15 protein-coding genes are annotated in these 26,994 nt (G+C 57.0%); 3 read left to right on the forward strand and 12 right to left on the reverse strand.

What is annotated here, in order from left to right:
• The first annotated feature begins 186 nt into the window (after window positions 1-186).
• On the forward strand, window positions 187-2,523 hold the full coding sequence (locus K1558_RS18305) for a helix-turn-helix domain-containing protein (RefSeq protein WP_238653090.1): 2,337 nt from the start codon (window positions 187-189) through the stop codon (window positions 2,521-2,523).
• 299 nt (window positions 2,524-2,822) lie between these two features.
• On the opposite strand, the gene K1558_RS18310 is transcribed toward K1558_RS18305, so the two are convergent.
• From K1558_RS18310 to K1558_RS18335, 6 genes are all read right to left on the reverse strand, one after another.
• Complete coding sequence (locus K1558_RS18310) at window positions 2,823-3,839, reverse strand: glycoside hydrolase family 130 protein (RefSeq protein WP_238653091.1); 1,017 nt, start codon at window positions 3,837-3,839, stop codon at window positions 2,823-2,825.
• 236 nt (window positions 3,840-4,075) lie between these two features.
• Window positions 4,076-7,252: an alpha-mannosidase gene (locus K1558_RS18315; RefSeq protein WP_238653092.1), complete on the reverse strand. Its 3,177-nt coding sequence runs from the start codon at window positions 7,250-7,252 to the stop codon at window positions 4,076-4,078.
• A gap of 3 nt (window positions 7,253-7,255) precedes the next feature.
• The gene (locus tag K1558_RS18320; protein ID WP_238653093.1) at window positions 7,256-9,559 is read right to left on the reverse strand and encodes a glycoside hydrolase family 3 N-terminal domain-containing protein; all 2,304 of its coding nucleotides are present in this window, start codon (window positions 9,557-9,559) and stop codon (window positions 7,256-7,258) included.
• A 29-nt stretch (window positions 9,560-9,588) separates the two neighbouring features.
• A complete protein-coding gene (locus K1558_RS18325) occupies window positions 9,589-11,199 on the reverse strand; it encodes an extracellular solute-binding protein (protein WP_238653094.1) in 1,611 nt (536 codons plus the stop codon).
• A 36-nt stretch (window positions 11,200-11,235) separates the two neighbouring features.
• On the reverse strand, window positions 11,236-12,147 hold the full coding sequence (locus K1558_RS18330) for a carbohydrate ABC transporter permease (protein ID WP_238653095.1): 912 nt from the start codon (window positions 12,145-12,147) through the stop codon (window positions 11,236-11,238).
• A gap of 17 nt (window positions 12,148-12,164) precedes the next feature.
• Entirely contained in the window at window positions 12,165-13,079 is a 915-nt protein-coding gene (locus tag K1558_RS18335; protein ID WP_238653096.1) for an ABC transporter permease, read from the reverse strand.
• 357 nt (window positions 13,080-13,436) lie between these two features.
• On the opposite strand from K1558_RS18335, the gene K1558_RS18340 reads away from it, so the two are divergent.
• Together K1558_RS18340 and K1558_RS18345 are read left to right on the forward strand one after the other, a co-directional pair.
• Window positions 13,437-16,193, forward strand: coding sequence for an alpha-mannosidase (locus K1558_RS18340; protein ID WP_238653097.1), 2,757 nt, complete (start codon window positions 13,437-13,439; stop codon window positions 16,191-16,193).
• Window positions 16,194-16,220: 27 nt separating this feature from the next.
• Window positions 16,221-17,501 (forward strand): glycoside hydrolase family 125 protein, encoded by a 1,281-nt coding sequence (locus K1558_RS18345; RefSeq protein WP_238653098.1) that lies wholly within the window; start codon window positions 16,221-16,223, stop codon window positions 17,499-17,501.
• 519 nt (window positions 17,502-18,020) lie between these two features.
• On the opposite strand, the gene deoC is transcribed toward K1558_RS18345, so the two are convergent.
• The 6 genes from deoC to K1558_RS18375 all read right to left on the reverse strand — a co-directional run bounded on the left by deoC (window position 18,021) and on the right by K1558_RS18375 (window position 26,860).
• Complete coding sequence (gene deoC, locus K1558_RS18350; protein WP_238653099.1) at window positions 18,021-18,698, reverse strand: deoxyribose-phosphate aldolase; 678 nt, start codon at window positions 18,696-18,698, stop codon at window positions 18,021-18,023.
• Between the two features lie 165 nt (window positions 18,699-18,863).
• Complete coding sequence (locus K1558_RS18355) at window positions 18,864-20,621, reverse strand: methyl-accepting chemotaxis protein (RefSeq protein ID WP_238653100.1); 1,758 nt, start codon at window positions 20,619-20,621, stop codon at window positions 18,864-18,866.
• Window positions 20,622-20,829: 208 nt separating this feature from the next.
• The gene (locus K1558_RS18360) at window positions 20,830-22,284 is read right to left on the reverse strand and encodes a SulP family inorganic anion transporter (protein WP_274528642.1); all 1,455 of its coding nucleotides are present in this window, start codon (window positions 22,282-22,284) and stop codon (window positions 20,830-20,832) included.
• Window positions 22,285-22,444: 160 nt separating this feature from the next.
• Window positions 22,445-23,521, reverse strand: coding sequence for a bifunctional 3-deoxy-7-phosphoheptulonate synthase/chorismate mutase (locus tag K1558_RS18365; protein WP_238653101.1), 1,077 nt, complete (start codon window positions 23,519-23,521; stop codon window positions 22,445-22,447).
• A 493-nt stretch (window positions 23,522-24,014) separates the two neighbouring features.
• Window positions 24,015-26,282, reverse strand: a complete 2,268-nt coding sequence (locus K1558_RS18370; RefSeq protein WP_238653102.1) for a PAS domain-containing hybrid sensor histidine kinase/response regulator — start codon at window positions 26,280-26,282, stop codon at window positions 24,015-24,017.
• 188 nt (window positions 26,283-26,470) lie between these two features.
• The gene (locus tag K1558_RS18375) at window positions 26,471-26,860 is read right to left on the reverse strand and encodes a response regulator (protein WP_238653103.1); all 390 of its coding nucleotides are present in this window, start codon (window positions 26,858-26,860) and stop codon (window positions 26,471-26,473) included.
• Window positions 26,861-26,994 lie beyond the last annotated feature (134 nt).

Raw genomic sequence — 26,994 nt, forward strand, 5'->3', positions numbered from 1 at the left:
TTTAACAAGTAGTAACGGACATGCCGTCCTCTTAGAAAAATATAAAGCTGCTTCACTCTAAAGATTATAATGTTATAATGTTTATAGTAGCACAAGTGTAATCCAGAAGAGAACCACAATTTCTAATTCAAGAGATTCCATCCTAGATTTCTAGTCCGAATATCTTAATACTGGAGGTACTGCTGCATGGCCAATCCCGCATCCAAGCCATCCTTGCTGAACCGGTTCCGGCTGACCTGGAATCATTTCAAGTCAAGGCTGCTGCTGAAATACGCTTTTTCCTATATCCTCATGTTCCTGATCCCGCTCACGGGCGTTACCATCTTCGTCTATGAAAACGCCGTCAAGGGCCTGCGGGTCGAAATTGAACAATCTAATGTCAATCAGCTCAATCAGGTGAAAAGCACCATCGACGGCCGGATGAACGAGCTGCAGGAGATCGCCGGCAGAATTGCCTATGACAAGCATCTGACCCCTTACATGGTCCGGCATCCCTATTACAGTCTGGAGGCGATTCAGGCCCTGGCGAATTACAAGGCCAGCAGCAGCATCGCGGAGGATCTGTTCCTCTATATCCATGGCGATGCCAATATTTATTCTTACCGCGGCCTGACTGATCTTCATGTCACCTTCGATACGCTCTACCAGTTCGAGCGCTGGACCCCGGAGGAGCTGCGGCGCGATTTGAATGAGACCCGGCAGCCGCTGGTGCGCCCTGCCGAGAATGTAACCGTCAATTCCCGGAGGGAGCCGATGCTGGCCATGCTCGTCCCGGTGAAGCCGAATGACCCGTTCCCTTACGGGACGGTCGTCTATCTGATGAAGGAATCCAATCTGACCGGTGTCATGGATTCGGTACTGAGCGATTTCTCAGGCAGCAGCTATATCTTCGGTCCCTCCGGCGAGGTGCTGACCGCGAACAGCCATGGCGTCAGCCTTCCCCAGAACGAGCTGCAGACGATCTCGGCTCTTCAGCCGGGAATTCATAACCTGGAGCTGGACGGGGAGCAATACTCCGTGGTCTCTGTGAAGTCTGAAGAGAACGGTTGGACCTACGTCACCACAATGCCCAGCTTCCAGTTCTTCAGCCGGGTCGCCCATGTGCAGACACTGATTCTGATTGTCTTCGGCATTACGGTCGTTACCGGCATAGCGGCCGCGCTGCTGCTGGCCAAGCGGCAATACCACCCGATCCGCGATCTGATGGAATTCGCCAAGCCGCGGGGCAGCGGCAATGACGCTCCGAAGCTGCGCAATGAATGGGAATCCATCCGGCAGACGCTTCATGACTACAGTGCCCGGATTAATCTTCAGGAGCCTTTTGTCCGCAACCAGTGTATGCTGCTGCTGCTCAAGCACGGCCAGCCGGATGATCCCGAGATCGAGCAGATGATCCTGAGCGCAGGCTTCCGGCATCCGCAGGGACAGGGCCTCTACTTCTCGGCCATCCTGTCCTGGGATGATACCGCTCCGGGCGGCAAGTCCTGGCAGGAACGCCATCTGCTGCAGGAGATGCTAAGCAATATCTGCCTGCCGGGCCCGGATGCGCAGATCTTCGGGATTGAATTCTCGGTTAAGGACCAGTTCGCCCTGATCATCTCCCTCCCAGGAGAGGGGGAGTTGCCCGTTCAGAGCCGGATGGAGCAGGTCATTGAAGGGATTCAGGATGTAATCCGTGAACACTCGCAGCTTGCGCTGAGCATCGGTGTCGGCATGGCCTACCGCGATCTCGCCCGGGTGAACCAGTCGTTCATTGAAGCCGCCGCCGCGCTGGAGCACCGGATGATCCGGCGCAGCGGCCAGGTCACCTACTTCGAGCAGCTGGCCGAGCTGAACCCCTCCGCAGCCGAGAGCTTCTGGATTCCGCGCAAATCCATGCTGAAGCTGGAGCAGAGTCTGAAGCAGGGCAACGAGTCGGTAGCGGCCCAGATGATTGCTGACACCATTGACACGATCAAGGATGAGCCGCTGCAGGTTCATCTGCTGCGGTGTATCTGCTTCGATCTGCTGAATGCTTTTCTGCGTACTGCTTCCGAGCTGGGTATGGATGAGGTGTTCACCAATATGCCGGAGCTGACCTCCTTCGAGACGCTGGAGGAGCTGGAGAGCCGGCTGCTCTCGCTGGCGGCTGCCATATGCGCCCAGGTCGAGCGGAATACGGAGACCAGTGAGTCTTCCCTGATGGATGACATTCTGGCGTATGTGGACCAGCAGTTTGCCGACTACACCCTGAGTCTTGAGCATGTAGCGCTGAAGTTCGCCATCTCGACCTCTTATTTAAGCCGCAGCTTCAAGGAGAAGACCGGCAGCAATTTCTCGCAATATATCTGGCAGCGGCGTGTGGACGAGGTCATCCGGCTGCTGGAGAACACCAGCGCGCCGCTCAAGGAGATTATCGAGCAGGTCGGTTACCTGGATACGCCCAACTTCATCCGCAAGTTCAAAAAAGAAACCGGCCTGACGCCGGGACAGTACCGCAAGGAACATGCCTTGAAGGGGACCGCTGCGAAAAGACCGGTTTGATTGGGCGGAGTCTCCGCCCTGGATGTTGACTTGCAATCAATCCTGCACATAATGCAACATTTCACTCATCCTGTTGCCCCGAACGCGTAATTGTTGCACAAAAGGCAGGATTCCATCTTTTCCGGGCAATGTGGCAGGATTATTCCTGCATTCTATGCAACATTCCTGCTGTTAAGCTGGCTATCTGCGAACCGAAGCTGCAAAATATGCAACATTTATGTCACCAGCAGCTGTGCAGGAGATTCGCCACCGCGCCATTTGCGGGACGAATCAGGCAGCCTGCCTCACGAGTGCTTGGGTTACTCCGCTTCCTGCAAAATATGCTCCACCAGTTCATCCAGCGGCACGGTAGCCAGCGCAATCGCTGTGTCGGTTACGCCGTAGTAGATATAGAGCAGGCCGTCCTTGACCACGTTGCCGGTCGGGAAGATGACATTCGGAATCTGGAAGCCGAATTTCTCGTAATACGTCTCCGGCTCCATAATGAAGTTATGGGTCCGGGCGATGATTTTCTCCGGCTGCTCCAGATCCAGCAGCATCGCCCCTACACGGTAGACGATATCCTCATCTACACCGTGATAGAGCACCAGCCAGCCCTTGTCTGTACGGATTGGAGGCGTAGAGCCGCCGATCTTCCGCGATTCCCAGGACAGGTTCCCGGCGGTGGCGAGCAGCTTGGGCTCTTCCCAATGCACGAGATCCTCGGAATAGGTAATCCACATAGCGGCTTTCTCCGTGCCGTAGGCCTCGCCCACATATTCCTCAGGGCGGCGGAGCAGCACGAATTTGCCGTTGATTTTCTCAGGGAACAGGATGTTGTCCCGGTCGTTGATGTCCAGCGGCGTGGTGTCGGCGACGAACTCCCAGTCCAGCAGATTGGTTGACTTCAGAATCGAGGAGCGGGTCAGCCAGTGGCCCTCCTCTTCTCCCCAGCCATCCGGGTATTTCGGAATGGAGCGCTCAGGGACGCCGCGTCCGGTAGGATAATAGCTCATGGCGCAAGGGCGCAAGGCGTAGTTCAGGTAGAATGTGCCATCGATCTTCACAATGCGCGGGTCCTGTACACTGCCGTACGGGAAGCCCAGCATATCCGGGGTGACAATCGGCTCATCCTTCACATGGGTGAAATTCACGCCGTCCTCGCTTTCCAGCAGCCCCAGAAAGTTCTTGCAAGGAGTCAGGGAGCCGGCGGTGCGCTCGATCATATAGAATTTGCCGTTATCGATGATAACCGCCGGGTTGAACACGGTCACCTTACGCCATTCATAGCCGCCCGGGACGACAATCGGATTATTGGGATGTCTTGTAATTTGCATGTCTATTCCTCCTGCGAATGATGTTCGTGGTATATAGGAAGCACTGTAGTATACAAGAAGCACTTAGGATTTGGACTTGAAGCTTGATCGTCACTGCGGTGAACATTTGGACTTCCGGCCGCTGTTGTGTTTGAATTTCCTGATTATACCCGCTCCTCGCGGTTGAAATCCAAACACAAAGGCGGACGCTACCGCTCCTACAGTTCCAAATTTCCCCTCCGCTTCTTTGCTTTCTGTTAAATTGTTTTGTGCTTCTTATATAGCTTAAGCGTCTGGACCTCATAGGGTCTGAAGGACAACGGGATCACGCCGCCGGTGGTCTCCACGGAGCCAGTCGTGCTCTCCAGCAGATTGACCCGGCAGGCGCTGGTCTTCTCGTCTTTCCAGTCCAGCGTGGCCGTCTCTCTGCTGCCCGCCGCTTCATACAGTCGGACAATCGTGCCGCTGCCGTCCTCGGCTGGCTTGATCGTATCCAGCATGACATGGCTGCTCTGGAAGGCCAGCCAGGCATGGGTGCTTGGATAGCGGCCGGAATGTACGGCTTCGCTAATCGCCAGCAGCGGCTCATTCAGCGCGGCCGCTTCACGTACTACATCGGCCTGCCGCCAATCTCCGCTGTGCGGGTAGAGCGAATATGTGAATTCATGCTCACCCTGGTCAGCATTGCGGTCCGGCCAGCGGGGGGAACGCAGCAGCGAGAGGCGCAGCACTCCGTCATGGATGTCATAACCGTATTTGCAGTCGTTCAGCAGGCTGACGCCATAGCCGCCCTCAGACAGATCGGCCCAGCGGTGCCCGCAGACCTCGAATTGCGCCTGCTCCCAGCTGGTGTTGCGGTGGGTCGGGCGCTCCAGCGCGCCGAACGGAATCTCATACGTAGCCTTAGTTGCCACAATGTCCACCGGAAAAGCAACCTTCAGCAGCTTATGCTGCTCCCTCCAGCTTACACTGGTGCGGAAATCCACTCTGCGGCTGCTCCGGGGCAACACAATCTCCTGCTCAATCTGTGATTCACCGAGCTGCCAGCGGAACCTCAGCACGGTCTGCACAGGTCCGCTGCTGACTACCCGGCGGTCCAGCAGCTTCGCTTTGCCCGCAGGCTGCTGTTCATAGCGCGGGTCTAGATCCCAGGCATCCCACAGCGGCGGGGTGTCATGATAGAACTGCAGCTGGTTGCCGGTCTGGCCGGGCTGGAGCAGCTCGCGGCCCGCGCTTTTGTCGAACCAGCGGCTAATCTCGCCGTCTTCATTGAAGGTCAGGAGATAATGGTCCGTCTCCCATTGCTCCGGGAAATCGTCTCCGGCGGCGGGTTCACTCAGCGGCTCAGGCCTTACTCCGGCTGGCTCCGTAACCTCCCGCAGCCAGATCGTCCGGCAGCCGAAGGCCGGAACTTTACGAACCTGCACAGCCAGTGTGTAGCTGCCTCCGCCAGCCCCCGTATTCCAGCATTCACTCGGCAGCAGGCCGTCTTCATCGCAGGCCTGCATAGCAGCCAGCTCAGGACCACCCTCCAGCCGGATGATCTCCGTCCGCTCCCAGCCCAGGCTGTTGAAGACCACATAAGGACGGCCTTCGCCCGCCGAAGTATCCACCTGGCCTGCTAATGCGTGCAGAGCGGTGTCCAGCACCTGCCCGCCCAGACGGAAGATCTCACCGTATTCCTCCCGCGAGGTCGTGTACACCTCCGGGATGGAGGTGCCGGGGATGATGTCATGGAACTGGTTGAGCAGCAGCAGCTTCCAGCCCTCAGCCAGCTCCCCCGCAGGCAACAGACGCTGCACATCCGGCTGATCCGGCTGCTCCAGCTCCAGAGTACCGTCCTTCTGCGCCAGCACGCTCCAAATCTCCGCCTGCCGGTACAGAATCTCCGCCTTGCGGTTGCTGCGTTTATTGAAGGCATGGGTCGTGAAGGTGCCCCGGTGCAGCTCCAGATAGAGATCCCCGTGCCACGCCGGAAGCTCCGGCTGGCGTGAACCGATCTCCGAAAAGAAGGCTTCCGCCGTCGAGAATCCGCTGACCGGCTGGCCCGGGGCAAGCCCGGTGCGGCTCACATATTCCAGCATCTCGTGGGTGACTCCGCCTCCGCCGTCGCCATGTCCGTAGAGCAGCATCAGCTCATCATGCTCTTCCTTCTGGGCGTAGGCCTCCCAGTGCTCCTGCACATCCTTAGGATGTGTATGCTCGTTCACCCCATGGTTCTGATAGGCCACAATCTTCGTCCCGTCAATGCCGACCCAATGGAATAAGGTATGCGGGAAGGGATTGGTATCATTCCAGCCCAGCTTGGTGGTCATGAAATAATCGATGCCCGCCTGCTTCAGCAGCTGCGGCAGAGAGGCACAATAGCCGAAGGTATCCGGCAGCCATTCAATCGTAGAATGCTTGCCGAATTCCTTCATATAGAAATCCTGGCCGTACAGCATCTGCCGGACCAGCGACTCCCCGCCGGGAATGTTCAGATCCGGCTCCACCCACATGCCGCCGACCAGCTCCCACCGGCCTTCAGCGATCCGCTCCTTGATCCGCCCGTACAGCTCGGGATAATACTCCTTGGCGAAGGCATAGAGCTGGGGCTGGCTCTGCGAGTACCGGAAGTCCGGGTACTTGTCCATCAGGGTGCAGACCGTGGAGAAGGTCCGGCTGACCTTGCGCACCGTCTCCCGGACCGGCCACAGCCAGGCCACATCAATATGCGACTGGCCGACCATGTGCATCGTCCCCGGGTTCAGCCCCGCAGACCGTTCCGCTGAAGCGGCCGCCCGCAGCTGCTGTTCCGCCGCAGTTATAGCCTCGCTGTCCAGCAGCAGCTCCTCCTTCATATAGAGCGTGTCCATCACCCGCTCCAGCGCCTTAAGGCTGCGGATGCGGCGCATGTCGCCCTCCGGCAGCAGCAGGGCCGCTTCGTGCACGATTCGCACCGTATGCAACAGGCTGTATACCGGGCGATTGACACGCACCAGCTTAATTTCAATCCCCGTCAGCGGCGGCTTAATCACCGCCTGCCGGTTCAACGGGTCCTCCGGCTCAGGCACCGGATCATACAGCTCGATGTCCAGCTCCAGACGTTCACCTGGAGCAGAAGACGGCAGCGGAATGAACCAGTGATTGCTGTCCAGGCCATGATACGGCGCTCCGTTCAGCTTCAGCAGGCCTTCCCCGCGCCCCAGATAGAGCAGCGCCGCTTCTTCATGCGCCCACTCTCCCGGAACCGTGATCTCCCGGTGAAGGAAATAGGTGGTTCCATACCCGCCGTCCAGCACAGAAACGTTGTACTTCTGATGCAGCTCCGCCTCATGCTCATAGCAGCCGGGAGTGAGATAGCGGGACTTACCCATCGTCCATTCTGCAAGCTCTATCTTCTCAGCCCACTGCCGCTTGGCCAGCCATCCGGTGAACCGGTCCATACGCTTCATGGCTTAGCCCTCCTCTCTGACCTGGAGCGGCGCGCTCAGGTACTCGGCGGAGTTCGGCCCGGCCATAACCGTGAATGCTCCCGGCTCGACGATCCGCGTCAGGTCCGCCGATACATACTCCAGCTCCTCCCGGCCGACACGGAACTTTACCGTCTGCGTGTCTCCCGGCTGGAGGCTGATTTTGCAGAAGCCCTTCAGCTGCTTCTCAGGACGGGTAATGGAAGAGGCCAGGTCGGAAATATACAGCTGGACCACCTCGCTGCCTGCCCGGTCACCCTGATTAGTTACATCCACGGAGACCAGCGCTTCCTCATCCGCAGAAATGACTGGAGGCTCCACCTTCAAGTTGCTGTACCCGAATTCACTGAAGCTAAGACCATAGCCGAAGGGATATTCCGCGTGAAAATCCGTCTCCAGATACCGCTTCCCTCTTGTCCGCCGCTTGTAGTAATACACGGGCAGCTGGCCGACATGCTTCGGAATGCTGATCGTCAGCCGCCCGGAAGGATTCACCTCGCCGAACAGGATATCGGCAATCGCATGTCCGCCCTCCTGCCCCGGGTACCACGCCTCCAGAATGGCGTCGGCGTGTTCTACAATCCAAGGCTCGGCAATCGGGCGGCCGTTGATATAGACCACAATCAGCGGCTTGCCCAGCTTGTGCAGCTCCTGCGCCAATTCAAGCTGCACGCCCATCAGATTCAGCGTGGACCGGTCGATGCCCTCTCCGCATTCCATGTCGCTCCAGGAATGCTCCGTCACGACAGAAGCGCCGGTGAGCAGGTCAATCGTCCCCTCACCGAAGTCTCTGGCGCTGGAGCCGCCGATTGCCAGCACCACCGCATCGGCTTCGGCCGCGCAGGCCAGCGCAGGGGCGAAGCCCTCCCGGGAATCCCCCTTGATCCGGCAGCCGGGTGCGTACAGAACCTTGTCCGCTCCGCCGCCCAGCGCCTGCCGGATGCCGTCCAGCACGGTGACAATCGCACCTTTGGGCTGCGGCGAGGTGTAGTCGCCAAGCTGGTTGTACGGCGCATCCGCATTGGGACCGATTACGGCAAGCTTACGGATCTCCTTGCTTAGCGGCAGCGCTGCGTTCTCATTCTTCAGCATAATGATGCTCTCCCCGGCGATCCGCCGGGCCAGCTCACAGTGCTCCGGCTTGCCGATGATGCTCTCCGCCTGCTCAGGATCAGCGTAAGGACGGTCGAACAGCCCGAGCTTGAACTTCAGCTCCAGAATCCGCGCTGCCGCGCGGTCCAGATCTGATTCCTGCAGCCGCCCGTGCTCGATAGCAGCGGCGATATGCTGCTCGAACATCTCGCCCGACATCTCCATATCGATGCCCGCCAACAGAGCCTGAGCTACAGCTGTCTCCCCGCTATCTGCGGTGTTATGACCATTCGTCAGCATGCCCAGCGCTCCGCAGTCCGTGATCACGAACCCGTCGAAGCCCCACTGCTCCCGCAGTACATCCTGCAACAGATAACGGTTAGTCGTACAAGGCACGCCGTCAATCTCGTTGTAGGCTGTCATAATGGACAGCGCTCCGGCCTCTACTGCCTTACGGAACGGCAGCAGATCGACCTCATGCAGCTCGCGCAGTCCCATATGCACGGGTGCGGAGTTGCGCCCGCCTTCCGAGCTGCCATAAGCGGCGAAGTGCTTCAAGGTGGCCAGCACGGAATCCTCCGCATCCAGCCGCTCCCCCTGCAAGCCCTTCACGGCTTCTACACCCATCGCCGCAATCAGGAACGGGTCTTCGCCGAAGGTCTCCTCCGTCCGGCCCCAGCGCGGATCACGCACCACATCCAGCACCGGCGAGTAGGTCGCCGCTCCGCCCTGGCTGCGGGTCTCCAGCGCCACCACCCGGCACATCTCCCGGTACAGCTCCGGGTTCCACATGCTGCCCAGCGCCAGCGGCACCGGAAATACAGTCGCCCCGATCGCCATATGCCCGTGCGAGCATTCCTCCCCGAACAGAATCGGAATGCCGAGCCGGCTCTCCTTCATCGCATAGGCCTGAATCGCATTAACCGCCTCCGCCCCCTCCTTCAGGGACAGGCCGGTCTCCAGCGTGACGCCGGTCCACGGGTCGGCACGCAGCGTCCCGTACAGGGAGCCGACACCTCCGGCGGCAACCTGCCTTTTGAAGGCCTCCGTCATGCCTGTGGTTCCGTCCGCGCGCTTCTCATAGCACTGCCAGCCGAAAGGCTGGACTAATTGTCCAGCCTTCTCTCCAAGCGTCATGCGCTGCAGCAGGTCCTGTACCCGATCTGCCACAGATTGTGTTTTATCCTTATAGATCATTTTTACAGCACCTTTCTGCCGGGCCTGATTTAGTTAGTCTTCCAGCGGTCATAGGCAGCCTGATTGATCTCGGCTACACGCTCTCCGCCCATCTTCTTGACAGTATTCACATAGTTGTCCCAGCCGGTCAGCGGCTCAGCGCCGGTGATGAACTTCGCTTCCATCTGCTTGACATAAGTGCTCAGATCGGAGTTCAGACTGCTGATTTCCGTCTGCTCTTCCACGGTAAGGAACAGGGCCGGGAATGGAATGCGCGCGCCTTTATCCAGCAACTTTTGCTTGGTCTCCTGCTCTACCCACAGGTCAAAGTCGGTCTTCAGCCCCTTATTGATGTCATCCATCGACAGGGTTGGTGCAGGAATACCGTAGTTCGGCGTCAGAGTGGCCCGGAAATCCTCCATCTCCTTGCCGTCAGGTACAGGCAGGTATTGCTTCACGCGGTTCTCCTTGTCGGTGTACTCCCAGAGCGTGCCTTCCGGCCCTTTGTTGAAGAACAGAGCGCCTTCATAGGAATAGAGGTAATCTACCCAGCGGAGCGAGGCTTCCGGTGCCGGATTCGTGTTCGTGATGGCGAATGCGCCAGTTGTAATTCCTCTATTCTTGGCAATCGCCGGAGCAGCTACCGATTCACTGCGCACCGGGGCGAACATCGGATCTGACGTGGACGGCTCCCCGCCCTTCGTCATATAAGCATGCCAGTCGGAAAAGAGCGCCACGCGGTTATTCTGCGCCTTGGCCTTCTTCTGCTCCGCCGTCTGCGAGAAGCTCTCATGATCCAGCAGCTCCTCGGACCACAGGCGGTTCATATACGTCAGATACTCCTTATAGGCTTCTTCCATCGGTGTATAGTGGACCTTGTCCGCATCGTCTACATAGATCTCTTCTTCATAGATCCCGAACGCGCCCATCAGCCAGGTGCGGATATCGCGGAGGTTCGCAGCCGTTGTCGTCACGGAGGAAATCGGAATCTCGTCAGCAACACCGTTGCCGTTCGGATCCTCTTCCTTCACGCGCTTCAGGTAGGTGTACAGCTCCTCGGTCGTTTCCGGCAGCTTATCAATGTTCAGCGCCTTCAGGAAATCGCCGTTATACCACATCGGGTTGCGGTACCAGTGCTGGCTCATCTCCACCACCGGCAGGGAGTAGATATGACCGTCCGGGGCGGTAATCGATTTGCGCACATCCGGATTCTCCTCCAGCAGCGCCTTGAAGTTCGGAGCGTATTCTTCGATCAAGTCCTCCAGCGGAATCAGAATCCCCTGTTCGCCGTAATTCATCTGCTCGGCAGTCGTCAGACCGGCAGCGTAGAAAATATCCGGGTAATCGCCGCTGGCGAACACCAGATTCTTTTTGGTATCGAAGCTGTCCTTCGGCGCATTTTTATATTCCATCGTAATCCCGGTCTTCTCCTTCATCTGCTGAAGCACGGGCATATTCTCCCAGTTCTGAATGCCTACATCCGGGGCCATCATGGACAGAGTGATCGGCTCACTCACAATCGGGAAGCCCTCCTTGTTCACCGTGGCCTCGCCGGTACTCTTATTCGCATTGCCTTCATTGGAGCTCCCGCAGCCTGCCAGCAGTCCAACAATCACAGCCGAAGACAGCAGAATCTTCCATGGTTTACGTGTGATCTGCATTAATAATTCCTCCTTAGGTTCATTACATTTTAACCTTTAGCCTTTCACAGAGCCAATCATGACGCCTTGGACAAAATAACGCTGCAGGAACGGGTAGACCGCCACAATCGGCAGTGTCGAGACGACGATAACGCCATATTTGACCAGCGATGCTGTCTCTGCCTTATTATTCATGGCCATAGCCACCTCGCCGTTGATCGCAGCGCCTGTAGTCTCAGCCGACATTTCCTGCAGGACCAGGATCTGGCGCAGCACCATCTGCAGCGGATATTTGGCTTCATCATTCAAGTAGATCAGGGACGGGAAGTAGCTGTTCCAGTGTCCAACCCCGTAGAACAAGGCCATCACGGCGACAATCGGCGCAGACAGCGGCAGGATAATGCGGAGGAACAGCTTCAGATTCGTACAGCCGTCGATGTGGGCCGCTTCCTGCAGTTCTTTTGGAATGGTGGACTGGAAAAAGGTGCGGGCGACCACGATGTTCCACACCGATGCGGCCACCGGCAGGATCAGCGCCCCCATGCTGTTAATGAGGCCCAGGTTCTTGACAAGCAGATACGTCGGCACCAGCCCGCCGCTGAAGAACATTGTGAACAGAATGAGGCCCATGAACAGCTGGCGTCCGACAAAATCAGACCGGCTGAGCGCATACGCGGCAGGCAGCGTAACGGCCAGATTCAGCAGCGTACCCACCACGGTGTAAATGATGGTATTCAGATACCCGTTCCAGATCTTCGGGTTCTCGAACACCAGCTTGTAGCCGTCCAGGGTCACATTCTTCGGGAACAGCCACATCGCGCCCGAATTGACATCCTGCGGCGAGCTGATGGACGCGCTGAGGATATAGATCAGCGGATAGAGCACCACTACCAGCGCAAGGCACAGATAGATGTAGGTGCTGATCAGAAACAGCTTATCTCCCCTGGATTCTTTCATGGCAGTAACCAAAAGACTTCAACTCCTTTCTACCAGAGGCTGTTCTCACTGGTGCGTTTGGCAATCCGGTTCACGGTCACCAGCAGAATTACGTTGACTACCGAGTTGAACAATCCGACAGCGGTCGAGAAGCTGTATTGGGCGTTCACCAGACCGGCGCGGTAGACATAGGTGGATATGACATCGGAGGCTTCCATGTTGAGCGAATTCTGCAGCAGCAGGATTTTCTCGAAGCCCAGGCCCAGAATGTTACCCATGTTCAGAATCAGCATGATTGTAATCGTGGGTATAATCGTCGGCAGATTGATATGCAGCACCCGCTTGATCCGGCTCGCTCCATCCACGATGGCTGCTTCATGCAGCTGGGGATCTACGCCGGACAAGGCCGCGAGATAGATAATCGTTCCCCACCCGGTGCTCTGCCAGACGCCCGAGAAGACATATACTGTCTTGAACCAGGCCGGATCGGTCAGGAACTGTGCGGGCTGGAAGCCCAGGAATTCAATCGCCCGGACAATCATTCCGCTGGAGGGCGACAGGAAGGTAATAATCATCCCTGCCATGACGACCACTGAAATGAAATGCGGCGCATAGGTAACCGTCTGGACCGACTTCTTGAACGGGCCGTTGCGGACCTCATTGAAGGCCAGGGCCAGAATGATCGGCAGCGGAAACCCGATGGCAAGCTCATAGAAGCTGATGCTGAATGTGTTCCACAGCAGATCCCAGAAGAAATAAGAATTGAAGAACCGTTCGAAATGGTCGAAGCCTACCCAATCGCTGCCCGTAATTCCTTTGGAAGGTACGAAGTTCTTGAAGGCAATCTGAATGCCGTACATCGGACCATAATGAAAGATGAAGAAATACAGCAGCGCCGGAAGCATGAACAGATAGAGCTCCCAATTCTGCCAGATTCGTTTGCCAAGGGTTTTGTTCCCCTTCATTCTCCCACTCCTCTCTATGTTAGTTTTCATTACAGCAAATCATGTATCCGCTTCGCATTCCTGTGAAGGTCTAGCCTGCTAACGCTTACATCCCAAATTGTAGTGAAACTAAGCTGACACAGTAAATATGTAGGTTGTGCATTGTCATGTTAACGGAGTGTAAAACCGCACCGCTGCGGGGCTTACAGCCTGAATAGCTTGTCTGCGCTTCCGCCCGCTGTCTGCGGTAAATGTGTGAATTATGAACCCGCCTCCCCGCTGCAAAAGTTACATATTGTGCTCCCCCGGCAGGTATGTAAACATTTGCTACGAATGCCGACACTACAACACCGACTGAAGATATAGGAGGTTTCTGTCATGACCCGTACAACTGCCCACCTGATCTCACATACCCATTGGGACCGGGAATGGTATATGCCTTATGAGCGTCACCATGTGCTGCTGGCGAAGCTGATGAATGAGCTGCTGGAGACGCTGGAGCAGGACGAGCGCTACCGGTACTTCCACCTGGACGGACAGACCATAATTATTGAAGACTATCTGCAGATTCACCCTGAGCGGAGAGAGCAGCTGGAGCGGTTCATCCGTGAAGGCCGGATTGTCATCGGCCCCTGGTATGTGCTCCAGGATGAGTTCCTGACCAGCTCCGAGGCCAATGTGCGCAATCTGCTGATTGGCCATCAGGACGCAGCGAAATATGGCGTGATCTCGAAGCTCGGCTACTTCCCCGATTCCTTCGGCAATATGGGCCAAGCCCCCCAGCTGCTCAAGCAGGCTGACATCGAGACTGCGGTGTTCGGCCGCGGCGTGAAGCCGACGGGCTTCGATAATATGGTCGGCGAGCTGAACAGTACCAGCTATGAATCGCCTTACTCCGAGATGTACTGGGAATCCCCGGATGGCTCGGTGGTGCTTGGACTGCTGTTTGCGAACTGGTACAGCAACGGCAATGAGGTTCCGGTGGATGCCGAGGAAGCCAAGCTCTTCTGGGACAAAAAACTCGCCGATGCCGGCAAATACGCCTCCACCCCGGAGCTGCTGTTCATGAACGGCTGTGATCATCAGCCGGTGCAGCGCGATCTCGCGGATGCGCTGGAGACGGCCCGGAAGCTGTACCCGGACACGGACTTTGTCCACTCCAGCTTCGAGCAATACCTGAAGGCGCTGGCGCCTTCGCTGCCTGAGGATCTGGTCACCGTGCACGGCGAGCTGCGCAGCCAGCATACGGACGGCTGGGGGACGCTGGTGAATACCGCCTCCGCCCGCGTCTACCTGAAGCAGCTCAACCAGCAGGGCCAGACGCTGCTGGAGAAGGGTGCTGAGCCGCTGGCGGCATTGGCTTACCTGGTCAGCGGGCAAGCTTATCCTCATGCCCTGCTGACTTATGCCTGGAAGACGCTGATGCAGAACCACCCGCATGACAGCATCTGCGGCTGCAGTGTGGATGAGGTCCACCGCGAGATGATCAGCCGTTTCGAGAAGAGCCGCCATGTCGGCGAAGCTATTATCGAAGACAGTCTGAAAGCGGTCTCCGCACAGATTGGCACCCGGAAGGTTGCCGCCTGGGGCGAATCGGCCCGGCCGGTGACGGTGTTCAATACTACCGGCTGGGAGCGCAGCGGAACAGTAAGCGTGGAGGTGATCTTCGCCAAGCGTTATTTCAAGGAAGGGCCGAATCCGGCGGCGATTGCCGAAGCGCTGGATCAGCTGCCGCTTGACTTGGAGCGCGGGCGTCTGCTCGATGTTGAAGGGCAGACTGTGGCTTGCAAGGCGGAGGATCTGGGCACCCGGTTCGGCTATGAGCTGCCTGACGACCAGTTCCGCAAGCCATATATGGCCCGGATGGTCCGGCTGACCTTCGAGGCTGCGCAGGTGCCGCCGTTAGGCTATAGCACCTATGCCTGGGTAGAGTCGGCGGATGAATCCGCCGGGGTTGCTGCTGAAGGTCCGCTTAAGGTGCTGGAACAGGGGATGGAGAACGACTTCCTGGCCGTCCGTATCCGCGAGGACGGGTCTTACGATGTGGCCGACAAGCGGACGGGCCGCAGCTTCACCGGACTCGGTGTCTATGAGAACTGCGGCGATATCGGCAATGAATATGTGTTCCGCCAGCCGGAGGGCGATGCTGCGCTGACGACCAAGGGCCTCGCTGCCCGCATCTCGCTGGCTGAGCATGAGCCTAACCGCATCACGTATGAAATCGTGCACGAATGGACGATTCCTGCCTCCGCAGATGCTTCGTTCGAGGACGAGAAGCGCAGAATGGTGCCGTTCCGGCAGCGCAAGGCCGGACGCTCTGTAGAGCAGGTGCCGCTGCGGATCGTGACCCGGATCAGCCTGGAGGCCGGCGGGACCGGTGTTCAGGTCTCGGCCGCATTCAATAATCAGGCCAAGGACCACCGGCTGCGCGTGCTCTTCCCTACCGGGCTGGATGCATCGACCCTGCGGGCCGATTCGATCTTCGAAGCTGCCGAGCGCGAGATTGAGCCGGCTGCGGACTGGATCAATCCAAGCAATGCCCAGCACCAGCAGGCTTATGTCAGTGTGTCGGATGGCAGCACCGGACTGCTGGCGGCCAACAAGGGACTGAACGAATACGAGGTGCTGCGGGACGGCAGCAATACGATTGCCGTCACCCTGCTGCGCAGCGTATCGGAGCTGGGCGACTGGGGCGTATTCCCTACACCGGAGGCCCAGTGCCTTGGCGGGCAGACCGTGGAATTCGCGATCCGTCCCTTTGCCGGAGATGCGGACTGGACGGAGGCTTGTGCCTGGGCCTACCAGTACCAGGTGCCTTGGTTCACGGTCCAGACCAGCTGGCAGGAAGGCTCGCTCCCGGCGGTCTATCAGCCGCTGGAATGGCAGGGCCGCACCCTGGCGCTGTCCGCCTGCAAAATGTCCGCAGACCATGAGGACATCATCCTGCGCTGGTACAATCTGGCGGGAGTAGAGCAAGAGCTCGCGCTTACGCCGCATTTTCCGGTGGAGGCCGTATATGCCAGTGATATTCTCGAACGGCGCAAGCAGCGGGAAGCCCTGGATGAGGGTACTCTCCGCCGCTCTGCCGGTAAAGCACAAATCGTCACCTATGCTCTAAAGCCTGCACAATCCTAAATTCACTATGCCAGGAGGAGTTACACCATGAATCTGCCAGCTTCCATTACCGCCTATCTGAATGAGGCCGATGAACGGCTTGCGCATCACCCAAAACTTCAGCAGTTGTTCCGCAACTGCTTCCCGAACACCCTGGAGACCACGACTAAGCTACTGGATGACGGCACGACCTTTGTGTTCACCGGCGATATCCCGGCCATGTGGCTGCGCGATTCGACGGAGCAGGTGCGGCACTATATTCCTTTTGCCAAAAACGACCCTGAATTGCAGCGGATTCTCCGCGGCCTGATTGCCCGCCAGATGTTCTATGTGAATATTGATCCGTACACTAACGCCTTCAACGAAACCGCAAATGACAAGCATTACCGCGATACGGACGACTGCAACTTGAATCCGTGGATGTGGGAACGCAAATATGAGCTGGACTCCCTCTGCTTCGTCGTTCAGCTCGCTTATATGTACTGGAAGGAAGCGGAGCAGACCGACATCTTCGATGCCGCCTGCTACCAGGCGCTGACCTCTATCGTGAACACGATCGAGACCGAGCAGCATCACGGGGAGAAATCCCCTTACCATTTCATCCGCCAGACGCTCCAGGATACGGAGACGCTGCATAATAACGGACGCGGGATGCCGGTCAACTATACGGGGATGAGCTGGTCGGGCTTCCGCCCGAGCGATGACAGCTGCGAATTCGGCTACAATATTCCTTCGAATATGTTCGCTGTAGTGATTCTGGGGTATATCGGCGAGATCGCGAGCGAAATATATCAGGATGAGCGGCTGGCGGCGAGAGCGGCGAAGCTCCGCAAAGAGATCGACTTCGGCATCCGCACCTACGGCATCGTGAACCATCCGAAGTACGGCAGAATCTACGCCTATGAGACGGACGGCTATGGCAATTACTCGTTGATGGACGATGCCGGAACCCCGGGGCTAATCTCTATTCCTTACATTGGTTATGTTGGCGTGGAGGATGAGATCTATCAGAATACCCGCCGGTTCGCACTCAGCTTCGACAACCCGTTCTATTTCGAGGGCAAGCACGCCAAAGGCATCGGCAGTCCGCACACCCCGGGCGGTTACGTCTGGCATATGGCGCTGTCGATGCAGGCGCTGACGGCGGATAACGATGAGGAGATCAAGGAGCTGATCGACATGCTGATCCGCACCGATGCCGATAGAGGCTACATGCACGAGGGCTTCCACCCGGATAACCCGGCCGACTTCTCGCGCGAGTGGTTCGCCTGGTCCAACAGCCTGTTCGCCACGCTGATCGGCAAGGCGATGGATAAGGGATTGGTTTAGGGTGAAGCCCTGAATAGATAGCTCTCCTGCACCAAGCAAGTGGAATAACGTATCTTAATTCGCCCATTGGGCTGGAGTTACCGGAAAAAGGTGGAAAAACAGCAACTAATATTGTTACTTTATGCTATTTGGGATGAATCGGGAGAATTTAAGTGCTGTTTATCCAACTACTGGTTCTCCAGCGCTCATTCGTTCATTAATAGTTGGAGTAAATCCACCTACCCTACTTCCTCTAAACACAAAACGGCTGCAGCTCCCTTGAACCCAAGGAGGCCGCAGCCGTTTATTAATCTATGTAGATTGAACTTGGAATACATAGACAGGGAAAACGTGACGGAGGGGAATTTTGGCACTGTAGGAGCGTCAGCGTCCGCCTTTGTCACCGGATTTCAACCGCGAACAGCGGTACAATTGAGGAAATCTGGGGACAACAGCGGCCGGAAGGCCAAACATTCTTTGGAGTCACGCCATTCCTGGTCCAGAAAACTTACAAGTACAATCCGTTTAGCTTACCTCAGCTTAATAACTGCTCTGGCTCTGCTCGCCCTTGGCGATGGCTACACCGCCGCTGGTGCCGATCCGGCTGGCGCCTGCGCCGATCATGACCATCGCATCCTCTGCGCTGCGGACACCGCCGGAGGCCTTCACGCCGATCTCCGGTCCGACTGTCGCCCGCATCAGAGCGATATCCTCCTTCGTTGCACCGCCGGTAGAGAAGCCGGTAGAGGTCTTCACGAAGTCTGCACCCGCTGCTACAGCAAGCTTGCAGGCACGGATCTTCTCTTCCTCAGTCAGCAGACAGGTCTCGATGATCACCTTGGTCAGCGCCTTGCCGCGTGCAGCGTCCACTACCGCAGCAATATCACGCTTCACCAGTTCATCGTCTCCGTCCTTCAGGGCGCCGATGTTGATGACCATGTCCACTTCGCCGGCACCGTTACTGATTGCATTGGTTGTCTCGAATGCTTTCGTTTCCGGTGTAGAAGCTCCCAATGGGAAGCCGATTACTGTACATACCTTCACCTCAGGCGTGTCCTTCAGTACGGCATGAGCCGTAGCAACCCAGGCCGGGTTCACGCAGACCGAGGCGAATTTATAGGCCTTTGCTTCTTCGGCCAGCTTGATAATATCGTCTTTCCGGGCATCTGCCTTCAGCAGTGTATGGTCGATCATCCCGGATATTGTCGTTTCACTCATCATTAATTCCTCCATCTAATCGGTAATGGATTCAGCATCCCTTGTAATCATACCAATAGTGGGACGCTTTGGAAAGCTGGCGGAAGACGGGCATACCCGCTGTCATTGCCTGACCGGCGGCGCCGGAGCATTCCCAAGCGCCCGGCAGGCGGCAGCCCGTACCTTCTATACCTTCACCTGACCAATAGCCTCCCGCAGATCGCCGGTACTGTCGCTGATCGTCTGCGAAGCCTCGTAGACCTCTTGAATTCTCGCCAATTGCAGACGGGTCAGCTCACGAATCTCCCGCGTCTGCTCAGCGGCTTCCCCGGCGATATCCGCCATGCTGCCCACCGCTGCGGCAACCTCCTCAGAGCCGGCGGACAGCTGCTCGGCGGTCGCCGATACATCGATGATCTGTCCGGCTACCTCACGGAAGGCGCTGGCCGCCTTCATAAGAGAAGCCTCCGCTTCGGCTGACATCCGCACCCCTTCCTGCACTTCAGCGGATGCGCCTGACATCTGTACCCCGATGCTTGCCGAAGCCTGGCTGATCTGCAGCAGCAGCCCGGTCACCTGCTCGGCAGCGGCTGCGGAGCCCTCCGCCAGCTTGCGCACTTCACCGGCTACAACGGTGAAGCCTCTGCCGTGCTCGCCTGCACGCGCCGCCTCGATGGAGGCGTTCAGTGCCAGCAGCTTCGTCTGGTCGGCGGACTGCCTGATCGCAGCCAGCGCGCCTTCAATCTCATCCGTATAGCCTTGCAGCAGCAGCACGGTATCCAGGGTGTCCCCGGTGGATACGGAGATCGACTGCATCTGCTGATTCGTATGATTCATCGCGGTCTGGGAGGACTCGACGATGTCCAGCGCCCGGGCTGCCGATTCCGAGACCGCCGCCGAGGACTCAGAGATCCGTGAGATGCCCAGCGCCATCTCATGCATGGCGATAGCGCTGCTCTGCGCTCCTTCGGTCTGCGAATGAGCACCGGCGTCGATGTCACTGATTCTGCCGCTAACGGTCTCGCTCATCTGCAGCACATCACCGGCATTCCTGGCGAACGTCTCGGAGGAGCTGTAGAGACTGTCGGACGCGCTGGACACCCCGGACACCATCCCCCGCACTCTGGCATTCAGGTCCCCTGACATCTGGAGCATCGCCTGATAAGCTCTGCCAATCTCATCCCGGGAGTTGACCGGACGGCCGCGCAGAATACCGGCAGCCCCGGCGAGGTCCCCTTCGGCCATGGCACCCGCGCTCTGCGTAATCGTCTTCAGCGGACGCAGTGACCTGGATACGAACCAGGCCAGCACTGCGAGCGCCCCCAGCGATAGCGCCAGAATAATGCTATAGAGCGGCAGGCTCTGAAGCAGGACATCCCGGGTAAGCGTACTCAGGACCGCAACATCGGTATCAATACCCAGCGCCCCGACCAGTCCGCCGCCCGTGTCCTTCACCGGAACGAATGCAGAGATATAATCCCCGTATTCAGGGTTGCTGATCAGCGGCGTACTGGCATTCTCACCGGCAAGCACCGATTGCACCGCACCTGCGGGCATATCCGTCGCTTCATTGATCCCTGAGGCCAGCGGGTCCCCCTGCGGCCTGCCGTCAATCATCAGCAGCGGCTGACCGGCTTCACTGATTCGGACAAAATACACATACCGCGCACCTATCGACTTGCGGAACTGGTCCAGCTCGTTACGCAGGGACCAGTACAGATCCGACTCCTGAGGGTCGGCCAGGAACTGCTTATAACGGGCAGGATCTATCTGTGTCACATAGTTACTGGCAATATTCATGTTGTAGCTGCTAATTGTCCCTCTGACCGCTGTGCCGGTGTTCACCCATTGAATAGCGGCGTTGCCGGCTGTAATACATAGAATTACTGCGGTCATAACACAGAGAATACGGGCAATCAATCGGGTTCGGATAAAAGAAAACATGGAGGCCTTCCCTTTCGCGCATCACAATAGCGTGGTTATAGTAGGGCCATCCGAAGAAGCAATGACAAATGTCCCTCTCCAGGAAAATTTCGACAAACTTTTTGAAAATCCTTTTCCGCCGGGACCTGAATGATTAAAAATTATGTATTTCAAAAAAAGGCTGCTTCCAAAGCGTACCCGCTTCAGAAACAGCCTCTGGCCTTTCCCGTCAATGACCGCCCGAAGGCGATAAGCCGACTCTCTGTACAAGCCGGGTACTTTCTTCATTCAGACCGGTTATTGTTACTTTTTTGCCGAGTGCACCGTATTTGTGAGTGGCCTTCGCGATAGCTCCAACTGCCGACTGATCCCACACATGCGAATGGCTGAAGTCGATGACAACCTGCTCCGGATCACTCTCATATCTGAATTCCTTCAGGAAATGGCTGGTTGTGCCAAAGAAGAGCTGGCCTGATACCCTATAAGTGGTTACAGAGTCCGCAGGGTCAACGCTTAGCTGGATGGATGCGATCTTCCAGGCAAAGCACAGCGCGCTGAGCAGGACACCAAACAGCACACCGATGGACAGGTTATCGGTAGCCACTACTGTAACTACGGTAACAATCATCACCAGGGCATCGCTTAAGGGGACCCGCCGCAGGCGGGTCAGGGATTTCCATTCAAAGGTGCTGATGCAGACCATAATCATTACACCGACCAGTGCGCCCATAGGAATCCGCTTGACCACATCACCCAGAACCAGAATCAGAAAGAGGAGAAAAACACCGGATACAAAGGTAGATAAGCGCGTCCGCCCGCCTGATTTCATATTGACCATCGACTGGCCGATCATCGCACAACCCGCCATGCCCCCGAAAAAGCCGGTTACGATGTTGGCAAGCCCCTGACCTTTTGCTTCGCGGTTCTTGTCACTGCCGGTGCCGGTGATATCATCGATCAGCGTGGCCGTCATCAGGGATTCCAGCAGCCCGACTACCGCCAGCGACAGCGAATACGGCAGAATGATCAGCAGGGTATCCAGCGTAAGGGGAAGCTCCGGCAGATGAAACACCGGAAGGGCTGAAGTAATAGTTCCCATATCGCCTACAGTTCTAACATCCAGACCAAGCGCTATACTGAGGACGGAGACGGCAACAATGGCCACAAGGGCCGAAGGCACTGCCCGGGTAATCCGCGGAACGGTATAGATGATGAGCAGTGTAAGCGCCACGAGCGCGTACATCAGCCAGCCTTGCCCTTCAAAATGCACCAGCTGAGCCATGAAAATCAGAATCGCCAGCGCATTGACAAAGCCGGTCATCACCGGCTGCGGCAGGAAGGTAATGAATCTGCCCAGCTTCAGCATCCCCATTACAATCTGCAGAATTCCGGCCAGCACTGTGGCTGCGAACAGGTACTCAATGCCATGGGACAGCACTAGGCTGCCGACCAGCAGTGCCATCGCTCCTGTCGCCGCCGAGATCATACCCGGCCGTCCGCCGGCAAGGGCGGTCACTACGGCAATGCAGAAGGAAGCATACAACCCCACCATGGGGCTTACACCCGCGAGAATAGAGAAGGCAATAGCTTCAGGGATTAAGGCAATCGCCACGGTCATTCCTGATAATATGTCACTCCGTGTGTTGGAGAACCAACCGTTGTTGTTTAAACCGTGGGGCTTCAAAATTTCTGTTCCTCCTGTGTGTGTTAAAGGTTAACTGCTGCCCCTTATTCTATCCGACCCGCCTTTAACACCACAAAAGTCCAGCCCCTTATTGTAAGCGTTACCTTCTTCCCTATGCTCGGGAATTCAGCGATTTACACCTGAATTCGGGTTATTCAAATTAACGGTACAAGCCCGATGCCTTCACTTCATTGAAGAAGGTGTTGAACTCCTCAATATTAAGCTGCTGCGCCGCATCCGACAAAGCGGTAGCCGGGTCCGGATGCACCTCAACCATAATTCCGTCAGCTCCGGCGGCAAGAGCAGCCTTGGCACATGGAATCAGAATATCCTTGCGTCCGGTCGAATGGGTGACGTCCACCAGCACCGGCAGATGGCATTCCTGCTTGAGAATCGGCACCGCCGAGATATCCAGCGTATTGCGCGTCGACTTCTCATACGTGCGGATACCGCGCTCAATCAGCATAATCTCCATATTGCCGCGTGACATGATATATTCGGCCGCATGGACGAATTCATCCAGCGTAGCGGATAATCCGCGCTTCAGCAGCACCGGTTTATTCACTTCCCCTACCGCCTTCAGCAGCTCGAAGTTGTGCATATTCCGTGCGCCGACCTGAATCACATCCACATAGTCCAGCGCCTCTTCAATATGGCGGGGGTCGACAATCTCGCTGATGGTCAGCAGCCCGTACTCATTCGCCGCTTCACGCAGAATTCTCAGCCCGTCCATCCCCAATCCCTGGAAATCATACGGGGAGGTACGGGGCTTGAAGGCTCCGCCGCGCATCACCTTCACACCTGCCTTCTGCAGGGCGGCAGCCACGGTGCGGGTCTGCAGCTCGCTCTCCACCGAGCACGGGCCGGCCACCATGAGGGACGACAAGCCGCCGACAGTGACTCCACCCGGAAGATTAATGACCGTATCCTCGGTATGGTTCTTGCGCGCTACCAGCAGGGACTTCTTGTGCTCGGTACTCTGGAGGTCCAGGGACGCAGAGAAAATCTGCTTGAACAGCGTGCGGATCGTTCCGCTGGTGAACGGCCCCTTGTTGCTCGCTACCAGCTTCTCCAGCATCGCCTTCTCCCGTTCAGGATCGAACTTCGGCACACCCTGCTTCTCTTTGAGGACACCAATCTCCTGCACGACTCCGGCACGCTCCGAGATCAGCTCCAGCAGCTGGCCGTTAATCTCATCCAATCTTGTTCTCAGATCCTCAAGCTCCATCTTACTCATTCCAGACACTCCCTTGTGTAGTTAATGATTAATCCTGTAAATGAACGCAAAAAGGCCCCCGCCGCAAGGGACGAGGAGCCGTGGTACCACCCTTATTTAGAGATGAATCCTGCTGATGATCTCACTGACGGCACGCTTAAGCAGCGGCCATCCCGGAATTCACTCTGTCTTACACCCGTTAACGCAGGGGGCGGGCCTCCCTACCCATACCTGCTGCAGCAAGGTACTTCAAGGGCCGACTCGGAAGTGAACTTCGGCACTTGCAGCTCATAAGGGTGCTCTCAGTCTCCGGCACACCTTCCCTGTTCTGATCCGCTATACAGTGCTTACTCTCTTCGTCATTGTCATTTCATGGTATATCGGTGTATTGCATACACCAGTTTCTGCTATCTTAATCAAAAAGAGTTCCCGGTGCAAGACCTTACAGCACTGCATTACAGCTTTAATGCAAATTTGTGTTGGAATGGTGAACAGAACCTCCTGTTCTCAGGGCTCAGAAAAACTTCGCCAGCACATTCCCGATGGCTTCACTTCGCAGCGGCTTGCTGATGTACTCATCCATTCCCGCTTGCAGGCATAACTCCCGGTCGCCCTTGAGCGCATTGGCGGTCACGGCAACAATCACCGGACGGCGGCCCTCCGCCTCCAGCTCTCTGATCCTCGCAGTCGCCTCCAGACCGTTCAGGCCGGGCATCTGGATATCCATGAAGATCAGGTCGTAGCTCTGCTGTGCGGCCATCGCTACAGCCTGCAGTCCGTCCTCCGCCACGTCCACGGCTAACCCGCGCTTCTCCAGCATTTTGCGCAGGACGGTCTGGTTGATGGCATTGTCCTCCACCACCAGAATGCGCAGGCTGCGGCTTAGCGGCTCCGCCTCCGGCATGGCCCCGCCCGGCCCCTCAGCAGGTACGGCTTCCGCTTCTGCCTCAAGCACCACGGTAAATACAAACGTCGCCCCTTCTGCCGCCGTGGTATCCAGATAGATACGCCCGCCCATCCGCTCCACAAGCTGCTTGCTGATCGCAAGCCCCAGCCCCGTCCCCTCGGCCCGGCGGCTCATGAATTCATCCGGCTGGTAGAACGGCTCAAACAGACGGCTGCGGGCTTCTTCCTTAATGCCTCTGCCTGTGTCCGCCACGGTGAATTGCAGCGTCACTCCCGCCGGACCTCCATCCAGACGCCGCACGCTGACCCGGATGCCGCCGGTGCAGGTGAACTTCACAGCATTGCCAACCAGATTGATCAGGACCTGCTTCAGCCGCTCCCCATCGCCTACCAGATGCTGCGGCACCTCCGGGTCCACCTCGACCTGCAAGGACAGACCCTTGTGCTCCGCCTTCAGCTTTAGCACCTCCAGGGCCGAATCCAGGCAGTGCTGGAGCACGAACGGCTCGGCGTGCAGCGAAATTTTGCCCGCCTCAATCTTGGAGAGATCCAGAATATCGTTAATGATATTAAGCAGCGATTCCCCGCTCTGCCGGATCAGCTCCAGATACTCCCGCTGCTGGGAACCCGGCTCGCTCTGCTCCAGCAGCAGATCGGTCATGCCGATGACCCCGTTCATCGGGGTGCGGATCTCATGGCTCATCATGGCCAGGAATTCGCTCTTGGCCCGGTTCGTATTCTCTGCGGTTTCTTTGGCGATCAGCAGCTTCTTCTGCTCGGTGATATCCTTGACAATAATATAGGAGCCGACAGTGGACTTATTGATAATAATTGGCGCCAGGGTGGTGAGCACCTCTACGGTATGCCCGTTCTTATGCCAGATCAGATCAATATCCTGCTCCATGGACCCGCTCTTCTGGCCGCTGCCGGTCACACTCTGCAGGTGATGCTCCCCGATAATCCGCCCGACATTCATGCCTACCAGCTCAGGAATTGTATACCCGGTCAGGCGCACGGCCTGTTCATTCCCGTTGATAATCCGCCCTTCCAGGTCCAGGGAGATAATGGCATCGTGATTATACTTCTTAAGCGAGGTATACCGTTCAATCGTTTCCTGCAGCTTCTGCTCGACCGCCTTGCGCCCGGTCACATCACGGCCCACGGCCAGCACGCCGCTTGCTCCATCCCCGTCTTCTATAATTCTGAGGGTGAATTCGATCCAGAGGTAGTGTCCGTCCGCATGAAGGATACGTAACTGGACGCTGGGTTCTTCCCAAGCCCCCGGAGTGCTGATCCATTCCATATCCTCGGGATGGACCAGTCTGCTGAGGTCATGCCCGGTCAATTCCTCCGGTCTGTACCCCAGAATCTCCTCGACAGACGGCGAGCAGTACCGGCAGACTGTACCCGGTGAAGCATAATAGATAATATCCCGTATGTTGTCGGCAATGAGTTGGGACAGCCCTTCCGGCGGGCTGAAGCGCTTCCCGCCGGTTTCCGCAGCCGCCGCTTCAGCCAGATGAACGATATAATACAGCCCTTCACCCGTCGAGGGCTCGCTGACCCTTGTCACATGCAGCAGCACCGGAATTGCGGAGCCGTCCGCATGGATCATCCGGATTTCGTATACACCAAACGGGGCTTCCCCCGACCGCAGAGTCCCCATCCTGGTGTTATGTATTTGAAGGGAACCCTCCTCCACAAATTCTGTGAAGCCATATCCCAGCAACTGTTCTTCCGTATACCCGAGCAAGAGGGATACCGCCGGATTCACACCAGTCCATTCTTCAGAAATGGAGAGAAAGGCTACTCCGGCAGTTCCTGTCCTAAATGCCTGTTCCCATGGAGAGGACATCCCCGTATTCCGTTCTAGCATAAGACTCACCGCCCGTTCGTGAAGTGATTATTGCAATAAATTTATATTAAATCTGCAATATAAATATCTTGTATAACCGGGCGAAAGTCAAATCATTGTCACAATTTGGCGAACCACCTGCCAGACAGAGCTCTCCCCAGTTCCCCGTCTTTGATGATCCCTCTGTTGCAGTGTGCACAGCCCGCACTTTAGTCTTGGCTGTTCAGCAGCCTTTTCACGGTTTCGGTAAATGCTTTGACCTGAAACGGCTTCGTGATGTAGGCGGCAAAACCCTTCTGGCGGGCCCTCTCAATATCCGAGACCTGGGCAAATGCGCTGGTCCCGAGCACCGGGATATGACGGGTCGCCTCATCCTGCTGCAGAATCTCCAGCGCTTCATATCCGTTAAGGCCGGGAAGCGCGATATCCAGGATGATCAGATCCGGCAGAGCTTCCCGGGCCAGGCTTAAGCCGAGCTCTGCCGTCTCCGCCTTCAGCAGCAATACGGAGGGCAGGTTTCTTTTGAAGATATGATAGACCAAAGCCATGTTCAGCTCATTATCTTCCACATACAGGACTGTCCGCTTGTACTCCTCCATCCGGCTAATCCTCCTAAAAAGTCACAGCAGCACCTGCCGCGGATAGACAGAAAATAAAAAAACCGAAGAAAGGGACGTATCCCCCTTCTTCGGCTCATGTCCGGCTCATTCGCATGTCCGGCTCATTTCCGCCT

This window comes from Paenibacillus piscarius, from assembly GCF_022234545.1.
GTDB lineage: Bacteria > Bacillota > Bacilli > Paenibacillales > Paenibacillaceae > Paenibacillus_AQ > Paenibacillus_AQ piscarius.

Bases quoted from the DNA above. Each gene is read 5' to 3' on its own strand.
- K1558_RS18310 (WP_238653091.1), bottom strand. From the start codon at position 3,839: ATGCAAATTACAAGACATCCCAATAATCCGATTGTCGTCCCGGGCGGC.
- K1558_RS18375 (WP_238653103.1), bottom strand. From the start codon at position 26,860: ATGGAGGAGTACAAGCGGACAGTCCTGTATGTGGAAGATAATGAGCTG.
- K1558_RS18365 (WP_238653101.1), bottom strand. From the start codon at position 23,521: ATGAGTAAGATGGAGCTTGAGGATCTGAGAACAAGATTGGATGAGATT.
- K1558_RS18325 (WP_238653094.1), bottom strand. From the start codon at position 11,199: ATGCAGATCACACGTAAACCATGGAAGATTCTGCTGTCTTCGGCTGTG.
- deoC (WP_238653099.1), bottom strand. From the start codon at position 18,698: ATGAGTGAAACGACAATATCCGGGATGATCGACCATACACTGCTGAAG.
- K1558_RS18370 (WP_238653102.1), bottom strand. From the start codon at position 26,282: ATGCTAGAACGGAATACGGGGATGTCCTCTCCATGGGAACAGGCATTT.
- K1558_RS18335 (WP_238653096.1), bottom strand. From the start codon at position 13,079: ATGAAGGGGAACAAAACCCTTGGCAAACGAATCTGGCAGAATTGGGAG.
- K1558_RS18305 (WP_238653090.1), top strand. From the start codon at position 187: ATGGCCAATCCCGCATCCAAGCCATCCTTGCTGAACCGGTTCCGGCTG.
- K1558_RS18340 (WP_238653097.1), top strand. From the start codon at position 13,437: ATGACCCGTACAACTGCCCACCTGATCTCACATACCCATTGGGACCGG.
- K1558_RS18315 (WP_238653092.1), bottom strand. From the start codon at position 7,252: ATGAAGCGTATGGACCGGTTCACCGGATGGCTGGCCAAGCGGCAGTGG.
- K1558_RS18345 (WP_238653098.1), top strand. From the start codon at position 16,221: ATGAATCTGCCAGCTTCCATTACCGCCTATCTGAATGAGGCCGATGAA.
- K1558_RS18320 (WP_238653093.1), bottom strand. From the start codon at position 9,559: ATGATCTATAAGGATAAAACACAATCTGTGGCAGATCGGGTACAGGAC.
- K1558_RS18355 (WP_238653100.1), bottom strand. From the start codon at position 20,621: ATGTTTTCTTTTATCCGAACCCGATTGATTGCCCGTATTCTCTGTGTT.